Raw genomic sequence first — 14,638 nt, forward strand, 5'->3', positions numbered from 1 at the left:
AGGCCCTCGCGGCCTAGGCTTTGCATTAACGGTCCAACCCACGGGGTCCAGTGCAGTGCAGTGGTCCATTGACGCGTTCGGGGGCGAGCGCGATCAGCCGAATCCCAGTTGATGCAGGCGTTCGTCGTCGATGCCGAAGTGATGGCCGATTTCGTGGGCGACGGTGATGGCGATTTCGCGTCGAGCCTCGTGTTCGTCGTCGACCATGTCGAGGATCGGCTTGCGGTAGATCGTGATGACGTCGGGTAAGTGTCCGCTGTATTCGTAGCGTTCGGTCAACGCGATGCCCTCGTACAACCCGAGGATGTCCTCGGTGGGGTGTTCTTCCTCGACGAGGACGACCACGTTGCTCATGAAGTCGGTGAGTTCTCGCGGCAGTGTGTCGAGGGCGTCGGACACCGCTTCTTCGAAATCGACGCGGGTCATGTGCGTGGGGATGTCAGCCTCCGGTGGTGATCGGAGCGGCACCGGGCAGCGGGGTCGGGAGGGCGCGGCCGTCGGGGGCTGCAGGCGGCGGCACGGGTGCGGCACCGTTGATGAGGATGTCGCCCTTTGCGCTGCCGACGATGGTCGCGAACCCACCGGAGTCGAGTTCCTTGCCCACCGAGCAGGTCACCTGACGGCTACCGGCGAGCCAGCTCGAGACGTCGATGGTGTCCCAGAACAACGTCAGGGTCTTGTCGCGGAGGGCGTTCTCCGAGCCGAGGTATCCGTTGACGGCGTCGGTGCAGGTCTTCTCCAGGTATGCGTCCTGGTCGCCCTCCGACGGATGGCCGCCGGGGAATTGCTGCGTGAGGTTGATCACCGATGCCACCTCGAACGCGTGGGGAGTCGAGCACTCCACCGGATCGGCAGGCACGTTCTGGTTGATTCCGATGCACGTGCCCGTCGGCCACACCTTGGACTGGTCCTGGTCGAGGATCGAACCGGTCATCTCGAGCAGCGCACCGGTGTTCGACGGCATCTGTACACCGCACCGCAGCGTGCGCTCGCCCTTGGACCATCCGGCCTGGCTGGGGAACATCAGGCCGACGCCGTAGCGGCCGTTCGGGTCGAACTTGGCACCGACGTAGCCGTCGACGGCGGCGGTGCAGTGCTCGTCGCGCAGTTCACCGAAGCGCAGCGCTCCTGGGTAGGGCGCGCCGGGGCCGAATTCGATGCCGGGGTAGACGCTCATGTCGATGTCGCGGGCCACCTCGAAGCGGTGGGCGTCGGCGCACGGCACTTCGCTGAGGTCCTGACGATCGGTCTCGGGATCGTCGGTGGGCGTCCACTGCAGGCATACGCCCGGGTCGGCGGCACCGAAGGACTTCGCGGACACCGGTCCTGCGGTGGCGGGGCCACTGGCAGTCGAATGCGTGGTGATCTTCTCGGGAGTCGAGAATCCGCCGGACAGGAACACTGTTGCCCCCGCGGCCAGGACTGCACCGACGGCCACCATGGCGAGGCCGCGTCGAGCAGTGGTGGCCGAGAGAGTTCTCCGACTCTCGCTCGTCGTGGGGTCTGGTTCTGTAGCGGACATCGCCCTCCATCATGCCCGAGTATGTTCGGTCGACATGAGCGACCCAACGGGTGACGACGACCTCAGTGAGCTGGCCGGTCGACTGTTCGCAATGGCACGTACCGGTGACGCCGTCGGTCTGGCGAGTTACGTCGACGCCGGAGTTCCGGTGAATCTGCACAACGAGTCGGGGGACACCCTGCTCATGTTGGCCGCCTACCACGGTCACGCCGATGTGGTTCGGGTGCTGGTCGAACGCGGTGCCGATGTGAACAAGGCCAACGACAAGGGTCAGAGCCCACTCGCGGGTGCCGTGTTCAAGGGCGAGGACGACGTGGTGCGGCTGCTCGTCGACGGCGGAGCCGACCCGCGCGGCGGCCACCCGTCGGCGATCGACGCAGCCACGATGTTCGGACGCGAGGACTACCTGGGCTTGCTCGGCAAGTAAGGTTTGCTCTCGTGATCGACCTGAAATTGCTTCGCGAGAACCCCGACGCAGTGCGCGCCTCGCAGCGCACCCGAGGCGAGGATCCCGCTCTCGTCGACGCTCTTCTGGATGCCGACGCCTCCCGCCGCGCCGCTGTGCTGGCCGGGGATCAGCTGCGTGCCGAGCAGAAGGCGCTGGGCAAGAAGGTCGGCAAGGCATCGGCCGAGGACCGTCCCGCGCTGCTCGCCGGGGCATCGGAACTGGCCGCGAAGGTCAAGGCGGCGCAGGCAGCCGAGACCGAGGCCGACGCAGCTCTCGACGCGGCTCACCGGGCGATCTCCAACATCGTCGAGGAGGGAACGCCCGCGGGCGGCGAAGACGACTTCGTGCTGCTCGAGACCGTCGGCGAAATCCCCGAGTTCGACTTCGAACCGAAGGATCACCTCGAACTCGGCGAGTCGCTGAACCTGATCGACATGGAACGCGGAGCCAAGGTGTCGGGCTCGCGTTTCTACTTCATGACCGGTTACGGCGCGTTGCTGCAGCAGGGGCTGCTTCAGCTCGCCGCGCAGAAGGCAGTCAAGAACGGGTTCACGATGATGATCCCGCCGGTTCTCGTGCGGCCGGAGATCATGTCGGGAACCGGGTTCCTCGGCGCACACGCAGACGAGATCTATCGCCTCGAAGCCGACGACCTCTATCTCGTCGGAACCTCCGAAGTTGCTCTTGCGGGCTACCACTCGGGTGAGATCATCGACCTCGCCGACGGCCCCAAGCGCTACGCCGGCTGGTCGTCGTGCTTCCGCCGTGAAGCGGGCAGCTACGGCAAGGACACGCGCGGCATCATCCGCGTCCATCAGTTCGACAAGATCGAGATGTTCTCGTACATCAAGCCCGAGGACGCGGCGGCCGAGCATCGCAAGCTCCTGCAGTACGAGAAGGAAATGCTCGCCGCAGTCGAACTGCCCTACCGCGTCATCGATACCGCAGGCGGAGACCTCGGGTCCTCGGCTGCTCGCAAGTTCGACTGCGAAGCATGGGTCCCCACGCAGAAGGCATACCGCGAGCTCACCTCGACCTCGAACTGCACGACCTTCCAGGCCCGACGCCTCGGCGTGCGATACCGCGACGAGAACGGCAAGCCTCAGACCGCCGCAACCCTCAACGGCACCCTCGCCACCACGCGGTGGATCGTGGCGATCCTCGAAAACCACCAGCAGGCCGACGGCACCGTCCGGGTTCCCGAGGCACTCGTGCCCTTCGTCGGTACCGATGTCCTGAAGTAGTTCTCGATCAGGCGATGTCGCCGATGCAGTAGCCCTCGCCGCCGATCGCCAGCAGGAACGTGCGGTTCTGGTACACCCCCGAGGCGTCGATGATGTCCGCATTGACCTGCGTGTAGACGCCGTTCTGAGCCGTCACGAACACACTGTCGGGATCGAACGAGGTGATGCTCGGCAGAATTGCCGGGTTCTCGGCCAGAGGTGGGGCAGTAGGAGACCCGGTGCCGTTGGGATCCCACGTGCCGCGGCTGTCGCACACCAACGGGTAGCTCTCCTCGACGTCGCCCCGATTGACGGGGATACCGGCGATGCGTCCCAGATAGCGATCGACGGTGTACACCGCGTCCGTCGCGTCGAACACCGGCGTCGTTCCGGTGGGATAGACGATAGGGCAGGCGTAGCCCGACGCGATCTCGCCGCGTTCGATGGCGACCGTTGCGGTGGGTCCGGTCCACGTCACCGCGTACTGACCGTCGACGGCGGGAGCCGCCACCGCAGCGAGGATGGCACCGGTGTCGACATACATCGTCGGGATGTCGGTGGGCGGTACGGTCCAGCACCTCGCGGTGACGACACCTATGCCGCCGCCGGTCAGATCGTTGACGAACGGCCGGAGCGCCGCCGCGGCCGCGGGATTTCCGGGGGCTTCGCCGACGGGCGGACCCGGTGGGATGGGCGGCGGTGCCGGGGTGGTGGCCGTGGGCTCCGGGGTGCTCGGCTCGGCGGCATTCGCGGACTCGGCGGTGGACTCGGCACTGCCGCTGGACGGGGCTGCGGCCTGATCGGATGGGATCCCAACCGCGGAATCGCAGGCACCGACCAGCGCAATCATGGCGATCAGCGGCAGCGCGGTTAGGCCGACTCGGCTGCGCCGCGGTGAAGCCGCTCTGTTCTTCACGTGAATTCTCTCCCCCGTAGCTTCTCGAACTGCGCACGACCCGACCGCGCTCCTGGCCGGACCTTTCTCCGACCCCGTCCACCGACTACGCTAACCGACTGTGGAACCCGTCTACCGATCAGTCATCGGCATCGCACGCACAGTGTTCGCGTTCGAGGGCCTGAAGTTCGAGGTAGAGGGCGAGGACAACATCCCGGCTACCGGTGGCGCGGTCATCGCCGTCAACCACACCGGATACATGGACTTCACCTACGCCGGGCTGCCGCCGCGGCGAGTGAAGCGATACATCCGCTTCATGGCCAAGAAGGAAGTCTTCGACAACAAGATCTCCGGCCCCATCATGCGTGCGCTCAAGCACATCCCCGTCGACCGCGGTGCCGGTGCGCAGTCGTACAAGGCAGCCGTCGACAGTTTGCGCAAGGGCGAACTCGTCGGCGTGTACCCCGAAGCCACCATCAGCCGGAGCTTCGAGATCAAGGAATTCAAGTCCGGTGCAGCTCGGATGGCCATCGAGGCCGGTGTCCCCATCATTCCGACGGTCATCTGGGGTGCACAGCGCGTGTGGACCAAGGGCTACCCGAAGCGATTGGGCCGCACCAACACTCCGATCTCCATTGCCGTGGGTGAACCGATTGCGCCGGTCGGGCCGCCGAACGAACTGACCGACAAGCTGCGGTCGGTGATGCAGAAGATGCTGCTCGAGCTTCAGGAGGGCTACCACCACGAGCCCGGCGCGTACTGGGTTCCGGCCCGACTCGGCGGCAGCGCCCCGACCCTGGAGGAAGCCGACAAGCTCGACGCCCAGGACCTGGCGGCACGTGCAGCCAAGCGCGTCGAGTAGCCGGCGCGCATGAACCTCCGCGGTGAACGGGTCGTGTTGCGGCCGATCACCGCCGAGGACGTGCCGGAGCTACGCCGAATACTGCACACCCCCGAGGTGCATGCACGCTGGGGTGACGAGGACGCCGACGAGAACTGGCCGTTCGACAACCATGAAGAAACCCGCCTGATTGTCGAACTGGGCAGCGCAACAGTCGGATTGATCCAGTACGGCGAAGAGACCGATCCGATGTACCGGCATGCGTCGATCGACATCTTCCTCGATCCGGCTGTACACGGCCGCGGCGTCGGAAAGGACGCGGTAGGCACGCTGGTGCGTTACCTGACGGTCGATCTCGGTCATCACCGCCTGGTGATCGATCCGGCCGCCGACAACGCGATAGCGATAGCCTGTTACAGCGCAGTCGGTTTCGAGCCGGTCGGGATCATGCGCAAGTACGAGAAGGGCCCGAGCGGCTGGCACGACAGTCTGCTGATGGACCTGATCGTCGAGTAGCTGACATGTTCAGGGTTGCAGGTGTTCACGCGTTCAGGGGGAGAGTCAGGCGAAATCGTGCGCCCGAAGGGCCTGTGACACAGGCGAGTTCGCCGCCATGGGCGCGCGCCAATGTTCGAGCGATCGACAGCCCCAGTCCGACGCCGCCGGATGCGCGGTCACGGGCGGAATTCAGCCTGACGAGTCGCTCGAAGATGCGCTCACGGTCTGCCTCGGCGACACCGGGTCCTTCGTCGTCCACGGTGACGACTGCTTGGGTATCCCTGCCGACCGCTACCCGAATCGTGCCGCCGGATGGGGTGAAACGACCGGCATTGTCGAGCACGTTCGACAGGATCTGTTCGATGCGTCCGACGTCGATGCGAACCGGAACCGACTGCGCCGCATCGATATCGAACCGAATGTCCGGCATCAGCAATGCTGCCCGCTCCACCGTACGGCGGGTGACGTCGACGAGGTCGGTATCGGTCGATTCCAAGTCTGACGTGTTTTCTGCGCGAACGGAATCGAGCATGTCGCCCACCAATCGTGACGCCCTGCTCGATTCCCCGACCAACAGCTCGCTCCACCTACCCACCCGATCGGGGCGATGCTCGGCGTCGCGCTGCAGCGACTGAGCCAACGCCGAGATGCCGGCGACCGGAGTACGCAGCTCGTGTGCGGCATCGGCCAGAAAGCGCCGCATGTCCTCCTCGGCGAGGCGGGCTGTCCGCGCCGCTGCTGCCTCGCGGCGCTCCGCGTCCTCCAAGGCATCGAGCATCTCGTCCACGGCTGAGGCAGTACGGCCGAGGTCGGTGTTCGGTTTGGTGGGAAGCAGCCGTCTACCCCTGTCGCCGTTGGTTATTCGGCGGGCAACCGATGTCATCGAGTCCAGCGGGGACAGTGCTCGCCGCACGGCAAAGGTCAGTGCAGCGGCAGCCAGCAACAACGTGACAGCACCTGCCCCCAGCATCAGGATGCGCAGTTGACGCCGAACATCGGCGATGGCGGTGGTATCGCCGAGGAGCGACAGCGTCGAACCATCGGGCAACGGTTCGGTGATCTCGAACGAATCGGACGGGGGCGCAGGAGGATCGGGCGGACCGGGAGTTCTCGACTGGCCCGCAGGCGGAGCTGGGGTAGCCGGGCGGATGTCCGGCCCCGGTGGTCCGCTGCCGGGAGCGCCGTACACCGTGCCGTCCGCAGCGGTGACCCGAACTCGGATAGCGTCGCCCTGCAAGGCCTGCACCAGATCCCCGGACCCGACGCCGCTCTCCACGAGCTCGACGGCACGAGTTGCCCGATCCGACAACCGCGCCTCCAGATCACGCCGAAGCTGTTGACCGAGAACGACATCCACCGAGGAACCGACAATCACCAGCAGTGCCGCGAACAACACGACGACGGTGGCGACCACCCGCATCCGAAGCGACGGAGTCGGCGTCCGCATCACTGTGGAGCCCGCAATGCATAACCCAAGCCGCGGACGGTATGGATCAACCGCGGCCCATGCGCTTCCATCTTGCGACGCAACGCACTGATGTGAACTTCCACCAGGTTCCCGTCGTACGCGCCGTAGCCCCAAACCGATTCGAGGATGGAGGTTTTGGAGACGGTGCGTCCGCGCTGTGCGATGAGGAACGTGGCCAAGCGGAGCTCCGTCGCCGTCAGATCGAGAACCTGACCTGCCCGAGTGACAACTCCGGCGGGCTCGTCGACCAGTAGATCACCGACCTGAACCGCGTCGGACGAACGACCGCGACGCCGCAGCACGGATCTGGCGCGGGCGACCACCTCGTCGAGCTGGAACGGCTTGACCACATAGTCGTCGGCACCGTCGCCGAGTCCACGCAACCGGTCGGCCAGCTGGTCTTTCGCGGTGACCATGATGATGCCCGCATCGGTGCTCTGCCGGACGACGTCGATGAGAGCGAACCCGTCCCGTGCACCGGGCAGCATGACGTCGAGGATCACCACATCGGGACGAAATCCTGCCATCGTGGTCTCGAAGTCGTCGCCGTCGGGCAGGGACACGGCGGTGAAACCCGCGTCCTCGAACGCGGCCACCAGCGCTTCCCTGATGGGTAGCGAATCCTCCACCACCATCACCCGGGGAGCGGAACTGTATGTCATGCCTCGATTGTCACCCACCAGCTGAAGTGATCCTGAAGATGCGCTCGGCTTCAGGGTGACTTCAGCTAGCGGCGGCAGTGTCGGAGACAGACCGAAACAGTCCGAACAAGGAGTCAACGTGAACGATCAGACCCAACCGATTCCCGCCGCATCGAACCCCGAGCCCGGCACCGCTCGGGAGAACAAGCCCAAGCGGTGGAAGGGACGGGTGCCGCTGGCCGCGACCGCAGCAGCGGGACTTGCCATCGGAGCCCTGGTGACCGCGGCTGTGTTCGCAGCCACCGGACCCGACGCCTCGCCAGGCGTGTCGACCGTGGCGTCGTCTTCTGCCCTCGGACAGCGAACCGATGGCGGCGGTGGGGCGGATGTACCTGCGGTGCCTGATGCTCCTGCCACTCCGGATTCCGGCGACGGATCGACGGTCCCTGCGGTTCCGACACCACCGGGACCCGCGGACGGTACAACACCGGCCGCGCCGGATAACGGCGCAACTCCGCCGCCACCGCCCGCGAGTGGTCCGGGCAAGGGCGGCCCAGCTGAAGGCGGTCCGGGCAGGGGTGGGCCGGGCGCAGGTGGCCCGGGAGCGGTGTGCGCACCAGAAGACGGAGCGACGCCGCCCGCGCCGCCGGCACCGGCCGATGGCGCAACTCCGCCCGCGCCGCCGGCACCCGCTGACGGTGCAACGCCTCCCGCGCCGCCGGCAGCTCCGTCCGGTTCCTGACCTCTACCGGCCCCCGCACCTCGTCGGTGCGGGGGCCGGTGTGGGTGGAGGCGCGACTTTCGAACGCGCCCAGGTTTTATCTCCCGCGGTACGCGGACGCCAGCGCGGCGTACTCGTCGAGGATTTTCAACGATTCGTCGTGCGGCGCGGTCGGCAGCATGAGCGCAAGCTGCCCGAATCCCAGTCCTTCGCAGGCTTGCCAGTACTCGGGGTCCGCGGGGGTGCCGAACTGGAGCAACGGAACGTCGTGCCCGAGTCCTTCGCGCATCTGATCGATGCGCTTGGACATGACATCGACGGGCTGTGGGTTGGCTATCCACCCGGCGTCGTGCCGGATGACGCGCTTCACCGTGGCGTCGGAGGCACCGCCGATGAATATCGGGGGGTGCGGTGTCTGCACCGGCTTGGGACGGAGGTAGGAGGGTTCGATATCGACGTGCTTGCCGTAATACTCGGCCGGCTCGTTCGTCCACAGGGTTTTGATTGCCTCGATTTGTTCGTCCAACAGCGCTCCCCGCGTCTTCGGGTCGGTGCCGTGGTTGCGGATCTCCTCGAGGAGCCAACCAGCGCCCACACCGAATCCGAACCGACCCCGCGAGATCAGGTCGATACTTGCAGATTCTTTTGCAGTAGTGATGGGATCACGCTGAATGAGCAAGGCGATACCGGTGACCAGCTCGATCTTCGATGTCACCGCTGCGGCCGCTGCCAAAGTGACGAAGGGGTCGAGTGTCCGGTAGTAGAAGTCGGGCATCTCTTCGCCCGTAGGAAACGCCGTCTCCCTACTGGCCGGGATGTGAGTGTGCTCGGCGACCACCAGCGAGTCGAATCCACGCTCCTCGATGGCGCGAGCCAGCGACACCGGGTCGATCCCGTCGTCGGTGACAAAGGTGGAGATTCCGATCTTCAAGGCTGTTCCTAACGTCGGGTGTTGCCCGTGCAACTCGTAACCGGGTGTACGTCGCTGTTCGGCCAGGTCGAGGTGACCGGGCGTGAAGTGGGATGACCGCCAGGGTCACTCCAGGATGATGACGGGGAGTTGCCGGTCTGTCTGGGACTGAAATTCGGCGTACTGAGGGAAGGACTCGACGGCCAGTTTCCACCACTGCTCACGCTCGGCCCCATCGAGCTCGCGGGCGTTGAGTGTGACAACTTTCGTTCCGTCCTGCACCGTGACGGTGGGGTTTGCCTTGATGTTGTAGTACCACGACGGGTTCGTGGTGCCGGCACCGTTGGAGCCGACCATGGCGTACTTGCCGTCGGCTTCGACGCGCATCAAGGGCACGTACCGCTTCTTGCCGGACTTCGCCCCGGTGATCGTGAACAGCACGACAGGCAGACCCTGATACTCGGCACCCTCGGTGGTGCCCTGCTCGAGAATCTGCTCGGTCAGCTCGCGGACCCAGGACTTGGGGCTCAGCTCGGTTTCGGTGGCGGTCTCGTTGTCAAGCACGTGGGCGCCAACAACCGCCATGGCCGGAAATTCCCGATACGTCTCGCTCAACGAAACTTTGCCCCTTCTCCTGGTAATTCCACCCCTTCCACACCGGGGATCGGGGCATCGATGCGTGGGCAACGCGTGGTTGGCCGCGGGCGCAGATTATCGCCGAAGACATTTTCGAGTACATCCGTGTCGGACGTGCATCCGATACGCGATCGGGCAGGCTGGGGTCTTCGCTTCGATAGCAGGGGCGACACCGGTATCGAAGCTCCGCTCCGGGAAGGCCGTGAGAATCGAGGAAAAAGAACGGTAGACGGACAGTGATCACTGCCCGGGATTTCCGCGCAGGCTGTCGTCGCGCTGAATCGGGTCATCGATCGCGGTTGGACAGATACACCGCGAAAATAGCCGTCGAGCCGAAAAAGGCTCAGTCGGCGGGACGGGCTTGATCAGCCTCTAGAGCAACGGTTTCCAGCTCGGATCGGTACCGATCCCACCAGGCTGCGTCGCCGTCGGCCATGTTCTCGTTGCCGAGGCGCAGTCCGACGGAGTTGTCGATCAATTCGCGCAGTATGTCTGCGTGTCCGGCATGTCGATTCGTTTCGGCAATCATCTGGACCAGGACTCGGTGCAGCGTCACTTCTTGCTTCTCCACCGGCCAGTGCAGGACGCGTCCGAACGAGTCGAGTTCGTGGGCGTCGATGGTCTTGTCGGAGTGTTCCCAGGCCTCCCGGTACAGGGCGACAATGGATTCCGACGATTCTTCGGCGGTGGCCCACATGTCGGAATTCAGCCGGGCCATGCCTTCTGCTTCCAATTCCGCGAAACGAGCTGGAAACTCCCGGCCGAACGTGAGGCCGAAGTAGCCGTATTCGACGATCGCGAGGTGCTTGACCAACCCCAGGAGGTTGGTTCCCGTCGGCGTCATCGGTCGCCGCTTCTGGTATTCGGTGAGTCCGTCGAGTTTCCACAGCATGTTCTTGCGCGCGATACGCAGGTACTCGTGCAGATCGTCTTTCATCGGTATCAATTCATCGAGGCGTGCCACACGAGGGCTGCGGCCAGTGCGCCGAGTCCGTTCAACGCCCAATGCAGGGCGATGGGCGCGATGAGACTCCCGCTTCGACTGCGCAGCCAGGTGAAGACGACCCCGGCGGCGGCGGTCGCGACGACTGCGAGCGCGATTCCGACGATCTGCCCGAACAGCCCGCCGCCGAGAAATCCGCTGAGCCCTACGTTCCCGGCAGTCAGGCCGAGCGAGGACGCGATGTGCCACAGACCGAAGAGCAGGGACCCTGCCGCGAAGACTCCGCGTGCGCCGTAGATGCGGCCCAACGTGCCGTGCAGTACCCCACGGAACGCGAGTTCTTCCGGGATGACCGTCTGGAGCGGGATGACGATCATCGAGGCGACCAGGGCTGCAGAAATGGTGGCATAGCGATCGGCCATGAAGAAGGGCCGCGTCAGCGGCAGCAATGCACCGATGGCGATGACGGTGACAACGATGCCGACGGCACCGAGTGCATAGAGCGAACCCGTCTTCCACTGCTTGGGTGAGAGTCCCAGCTCGGCCCATCCGAGTCCGCGACGGTTCGACAGGATCACCAGCAGAACGGCGGCGATCGGAACCGTCGCGATACTCGCCCACACCGTGGTGAAGTGCGCGATGAGGTTGGTGCCCACGAGCACGAGAACCACGATGGCGACGTCGAGGTAAGCGCGGACGGCCCGACGAGGTGCGACGCTCCCGGCTGGGTTGACAGCAAGCATTGGATCGAGTGTACCGGCGTCAGCTGATGGCACCCGGAGAATCGAGGCTTCTGTCGAGGCCCTTGCGGTCGTAGAGAAGGGTGAACAACAGCCCGAACACGAGCCCGATGAGCAGCCCGAGAGACGTCATACCCACCGAATGCAGCAGGCCGGCGTCGGGCGAGGCGTTGAAGTACAGGATCGATCGGGTGCCGAGGAAAATTTGATGCATCGGCTCGAACTGCGCCAGCCACGTGAAAATCGGCGGACTCGCCTCGAGGGGAATCGTGCCACCCGAGGACGGCAGTGCCAGGATGATGAAGACGATCAAGTTGATCAGCAATCCTGCTGTGCCGAATGCGGACATCACCGCCAACGCCGTGAATCCGACGGCGGTGATCGCGAACGCGCCGTACATCCACAGGGTCCATGCATGGGTGATGGGCATGCCGAGCAGATGGCTGAGCAGTAAGTACAGGCCGGACACGAGCATGGCCAGAACGAACATCACCAGCCACTTGACCAGCAGGGTCTGGAACCGGCTGATCCGGGTGGGTCCGCGGTGGATGTACTTCGGGCCGATTTCGGTGGGGGTGAACCCCAGTAGGCCGTCGACGAGGGTGCTGACAATGGTCGCACCGGTGAATCCCGCCAAGACGAGTAATAGCGCGTAGTAGAACGCAGACAGGCCACCGCCGGTGCCGTCGGGCAGTGGATCATGCTGAGCAACAATCACATCGATCGGCTGGGCGAGAGTGAGAGCACTCGCACCGGCCAGCGGAGTATCGCCGAGTTGCTGGCGAACCTGATCGGTGATCTGTTGGCCGACGGTCTGATTCACCGATTCGAATGCAGGAGTGGCAACTCCGGTCACGAGCGACATCCCGAAGCTGCCCGCCCGCGGATTGGTGTAGACGGTGATGATCGGCTTCTCGATATCACCGGGAATGATGCTGCCCTCGGCCAGGATTCCCATTCTCTTGGTGAAATCACTGGGGATGACGATGGAGCCGTAGACCTCGGCCGTGGACAGCAGCGATTCGGCCTGTGCCGGGCCGACCTCGCGGAACGCGACCTTCTCGGAGTCGACGTTCTGGATCAACCCGTCGACGATGTCGTTGCCGATATTGCGTTGCTCGCCCGCAAGGGTGTCGCCCTCGTCCTGGTTGACGATCGCGATGGGTAGGTCGTGCAAGTTGCCCCGCGGATCGAGAACGCCGCCCAGATACAGGGCCGCGAGGAACGACATCAACGCCGAGACAACGAGGATCGGAGCGAGCCAGAAACGCGGCGAACGAAGCACGTCGGCCATCGACCGAGGGGTTCTGTCGGAGGTCACCGGATCAGTGTCCCAAGTTCGGCTCCTGTGTGCGCGGTAGTTCGACCCCTGCTAGGAAGTCTCGCCCTTCTGGACAGGTCGGCAGAATGCGCGCCGGACAGTGGCGGCAAGGGCAGCCCGTCGTCGGTCGTGGTCCGTCTCGGGCTCACTACGGTCGGCGGTGTGAATGATGGCCGCCTGAGCCCACGTGCCGGCCAACGCAATCAACATCGACCAGATATCCGCGGCGTCCACGTCGTCCACCAGCAGCCCGGCGCGTTGAGCGCCGGCGATCATGACGAATTTCTCATCGTCGTGTCCGGGTCTGCGGTCGAACAGCGGCCCGGTCGGAGTTCGCTCCAGCCGGGCCCACGTCAGCAGACGTACCAGCGTGGGGTCGCCGAGGTACATGTCGTAGAGCTTCACCGCGTACCCGGGCAGGTCGCCGGGAGTGAAGGCGATGTTCTCGATATCGGTATCTACTCGCGTATCGAATGCGACGTCGAACAAGGTGTCCTTGTTGCCGAAGTAGCTGTAGATCAACGATTTGTTCGACGCGGCCGTCGCCGCGATTCGGTCCACTCGTGCTCCGGCGATGCCGTGCGTCGCGAACTCCTCGGTAGCGGCGGCCAGCAGTCGAGCTCGGGTAGCCGTCGAATTGCCCATGTGAGAACCATACATTTCCAACTGGTTGGTTGAAAACCGTCTGACGACCCGCTACCGTTTCCAACCAGTTGGTTACTTCTGAAGGGATACGAACATGCGAACAGCTACCGGATACCGAGCCGTCGACGAGACCGCGCCACTCGAGCGGTGGACATTCGACCGGCGGGATCTTCGCGACGACGACGTTGCCGTTCGGGTGACGTACTGCGGGGTGTGCCACACCGATCTGCACTCGACGCGGAATCCAGGTGACTTCCCGGTGGTGCCCGGGCACGAGTTCGTCGGGGAGGTGATCGAGATCGGTTCCGGGGTCACGGACTTTGCCGTCGGCGATGCGGTAGCCGTCGGGAACATCGTCGACTCGTGCGGTCGGTGCGATATGTGCACGGTGGGTCAGGAGAATTTCTGTCGAGAGTTCCCGACGCTGACCTACGGTGGGCGCGACCGACATGACGGAACTACCACTCGCGGTGCGTATTCCGACGAGTACGTGGTTCGCGATCGGCTCGTCTACCACCGCCCGGGAAACCTCGACCCAGCGGCAGTGGCACCCCTGATGTGTGCCGGCATCACCGTGTGGGAGCCGTTGCGCCGCTGGAACGTCGGCCCTGGCGTGAGGTTGGGGGTGGCCGCAATCGGCGGGCTCGGCCATCTGGCGGTCAAGCTGGGCCGCGCACTCGGGGCGGATGTCACCGTATTCACCACCAGCGCAGGCAAAGCCGCCGATGCGAAGAAACTGGGTGCTCATCACGTGGTTGTCTCGACCGACGACGCCGCGATGAACGCACTGGCAGGTGGTCTCGATCTGATCATCGACTGCGTGCCCGTCGAGCACGATCTCGCGCCGTACCTACGCTGCCTCGCGCTCGACGGAACGCTCTGCACCGTGGGCTATCTCGGCTCCACCACCGTCGACTTCATGGACCTGCTCATAGGCCGTAAGAGTCTGGCGTCGGCGGGCAGTGGTGGACGCCGATACACCCAGGAATTGCTGGATTTTTGCGGCGAACACGGCATCGTCGCCGAGGTGGAGACGATGCCGTCCGCTCGAGTGAACGACGCTTTCGATCGGTTGGCAGCCAACGACGTTCGGTACAGATTCGTCCTCGATATGTCGGATCTACGCAGCCAACCTATGTGAGTGGAACCTCGTAGCAGGCTACGAAGTTCCAGTCACATGCGGCGC

17 protein-coding genes are annotated in these 14,638 nt (G+C 64.7%); 6 read left to right on the forward strand and 11 right to left on the reverse strand.

Annotated features, from left to right (window positions below; all coding sequences use genetic code 11):
• Positions 1–93 precede the first annotated feature (93 nt).
• Positions 94–426 (reverse strand): metallopeptidase family protein, encoded by a 333-nt coding sequence (locus tag QM588_RS21510; protein ID WP_283316420.1) that lies wholly within the window; start codon positions 424–426, stop codon positions 94–96.
• Between the two features lie 13 nt (positions 427–439).
• On the reverse strand, positions 440–1,522 hold the full coding sequence (locus QM588_RS21515) for a septum formation family protein (protein WP_283316421.1): 1,083 nt from the start codon (positions 1,520–1,522) through the stop codon (positions 440–442).
• 34 nt (positions 1,523–1,556) lie between these two features.
• Here QM588_RS21515 and QM588_RS21520 point away from each other — a divergent pair, with 34 nt between their 5' ends.
• Positions 1,557–1,949, forward strand: coding sequence for an ankyrin repeat domain-containing protein (locus tag QM588_RS21520; protein ID WP_283316422.1), 393 nt, complete (start codon positions 1,557–1,559; stop codon positions 1,947–1,949).
• Positions 1,950–1,960: 11 nt separating this feature from the next.
• Complete coding sequence (gene serS, locus QM588_RS21525; RefSeq protein ID WP_283316423.1) at positions 1,961–3,214, forward strand: serine--tRNA ligase; 1,254 nt, start codon at positions 1,961–1,963, stop codon at positions 3,212–3,214.
• Positions 3,215–3,221: 7 nt separating this feature from the next.
• Here serS and QM588_RS21530 read toward each other — a convergent pair whose 3' ends face one another.
• A complete protein-coding gene (locus QM588_RS21530) occupies positions 3,222–4,109 on the reverse strand; it encodes a hypothetical protein (protein WP_283316424.1) in 888 nt (295 codons plus the stop codon).
• A 100-nt stretch (positions 4,110–4,209) separates the two neighbouring features.
• Between QM588_RS21530 and QM588_RS21535 the strand changes: the two genes are divergently transcribed.
• A complete protein-coding gene (locus QM588_RS21535) occupies positions 4,210–4,950 on the forward strand; it encodes a lysophospholipid acyltransferase family protein (protein WP_048319140.1) in 741 nt (246 codons plus the stop codon).
• Between the two features lie 9 nt (positions 4,951–4,959).
• Positions 4,960–5,445 carry a GNAT family N-acetyltransferase gene (locus tag QM588_RS21540; RefSeq protein WP_283316425.1) on the forward strand — a complete coding sequence of 162 codons (486 nt, stop codon included), beginning with the start codon at positions 4,960–4,962 and terminating at the stop codon, positions 5,443–5,445.
• 25 nt (positions 5,446–5,470) lie between these two features.
• Here the strand turns inward: QM588_RS21540 and QM588_RS21545 are convergent, their stop codons facing one another.
• Positions 5,471–6,874, reverse strand: coding sequence for a sensor histidine kinase (locus tag QM588_RS21545; RefSeq protein ID WP_283316426.1), 1,404 nt, complete (start codon positions 6,872–6,874; stop codon positions 5,471–5,473).
• A complete protein-coding gene (locus tag QM588_RS21550; RefSeq protein ID WP_283316428.1) occupies positions 6,874–7,557 on the reverse strand; it encodes a response regulator transcription factor in 684 nt (227 codons plus the stop codon). Before QM588_RS21550 ends, QM588_RS21545 begins: the two co-directional genes overlap by 1 nt.
• A gap of 118 nt (positions 7,558–7,675) precedes the next feature.
• Between QM588_RS21550 and QM588_RS21555 the strand changes: the two genes are divergently transcribed.
• Complete coding sequence (locus tag QM588_RS21555) at positions 7,676–8,278, forward strand: hypothetical protein (protein WP_283316430.1); 603 nt, start codon at positions 7,676–7,678, stop codon at positions 8,276–8,278.
• Positions 8,279–8,354: 76 nt separating this feature from the next.
• On the opposite strand, the gene QM588_RS21560 is transcribed toward QM588_RS21555, so the two are convergent.
• The 6 genes from QM588_RS21560 to QM588_RS21585 form a co-directional block, all read right to left on the reverse strand.
• A complete protein-coding gene (locus QM588_RS21560) occupies positions 8,355–9,188 on the reverse strand; it encodes an LLM class F420-dependent oxidoreductase (RefSeq protein ID WP_283316432.1) in 834 nt (277 codons plus the stop codon).
• Positions 9,189–9,293: 105 nt separating this feature from the next.
• Positions 9,294–9,752: a nitroreductase family deazaflavin-dependent oxidoreductase gene (locus QM588_RS21565; RefSeq protein WP_283316433.1), complete on the reverse strand. Its 459-nt coding sequence runs from the start codon at positions 9,750–9,752 to the stop codon at positions 9,294–9,296.
• 394 nt (positions 9,753–10,146) lie between these two features.
• Positions 10,147–10,740 carry a DinB family protein gene (locus tag QM588_RS21570; protein WP_283316435.1) on the reverse strand — a complete coding sequence of 198 codons (594 nt, stop codon included), beginning with the start codon at positions 10,738–10,740 and terminating at the stop codon, positions 10,147–10,149.
• Between the two features lie 5 nt (positions 10,741–10,745).
• Complete coding sequence (locus QM588_RS21575) at positions 10,746–11,489, reverse strand: CPBP family intramembrane glutamic endopeptidase (protein ID WP_283316436.1); 744 nt, start codon at positions 11,487–11,489, stop codon at positions 10,746–10,748.
• Between the two features lie 19 nt (positions 11,490–11,508).
• The gene (locus tag QM588_RS21580; RefSeq protein ID WP_442972960.1) at positions 11,509–12,807 is read right to left on the reverse strand and encodes a YhgE/Pip domain-containing protein; all 1,299 of its coding nucleotides are present in this window, start codon (positions 12,805–12,807) and stop codon (positions 11,509–11,511) included.
• Between the two features lie 51 nt (positions 12,808–12,858).
• Positions 12,859–13,452 (reverse strand): TetR family transcriptional regulator, encoded by a 594-nt coding sequence (locus QM588_RS21585; protein WP_283316438.1) that lies wholly within the window; start codon positions 13,450–13,452, stop codon positions 12,859–12,861.
• A gap of 94 nt (positions 13,453–13,546) precedes the next feature.
• Between QM588_RS21585 and QM588_RS21590 the strand changes: the two genes are divergently transcribed.
• Positions 13,547–14,593, forward strand: a complete 1,047-nt coding sequence (locus QM588_RS21590; protein ID WP_283316439.1) for an NAD(P)-dependent alcohol dehydrogenase — start codon at positions 13,547–13,549, stop codon at positions 14,591–14,593.
• Positions 14,594–14,638: the final 45 nt, after the last annotated feature.

It is taken from the genome of Rhodococcus sp. IEGM 1354, from assembly GCF_030056855.1.
GTDB lineage: Bacteria > Actinomycetota > Actinomycetes > Mycobacteriales > Mycobacteriaceae > Rhodococcoides.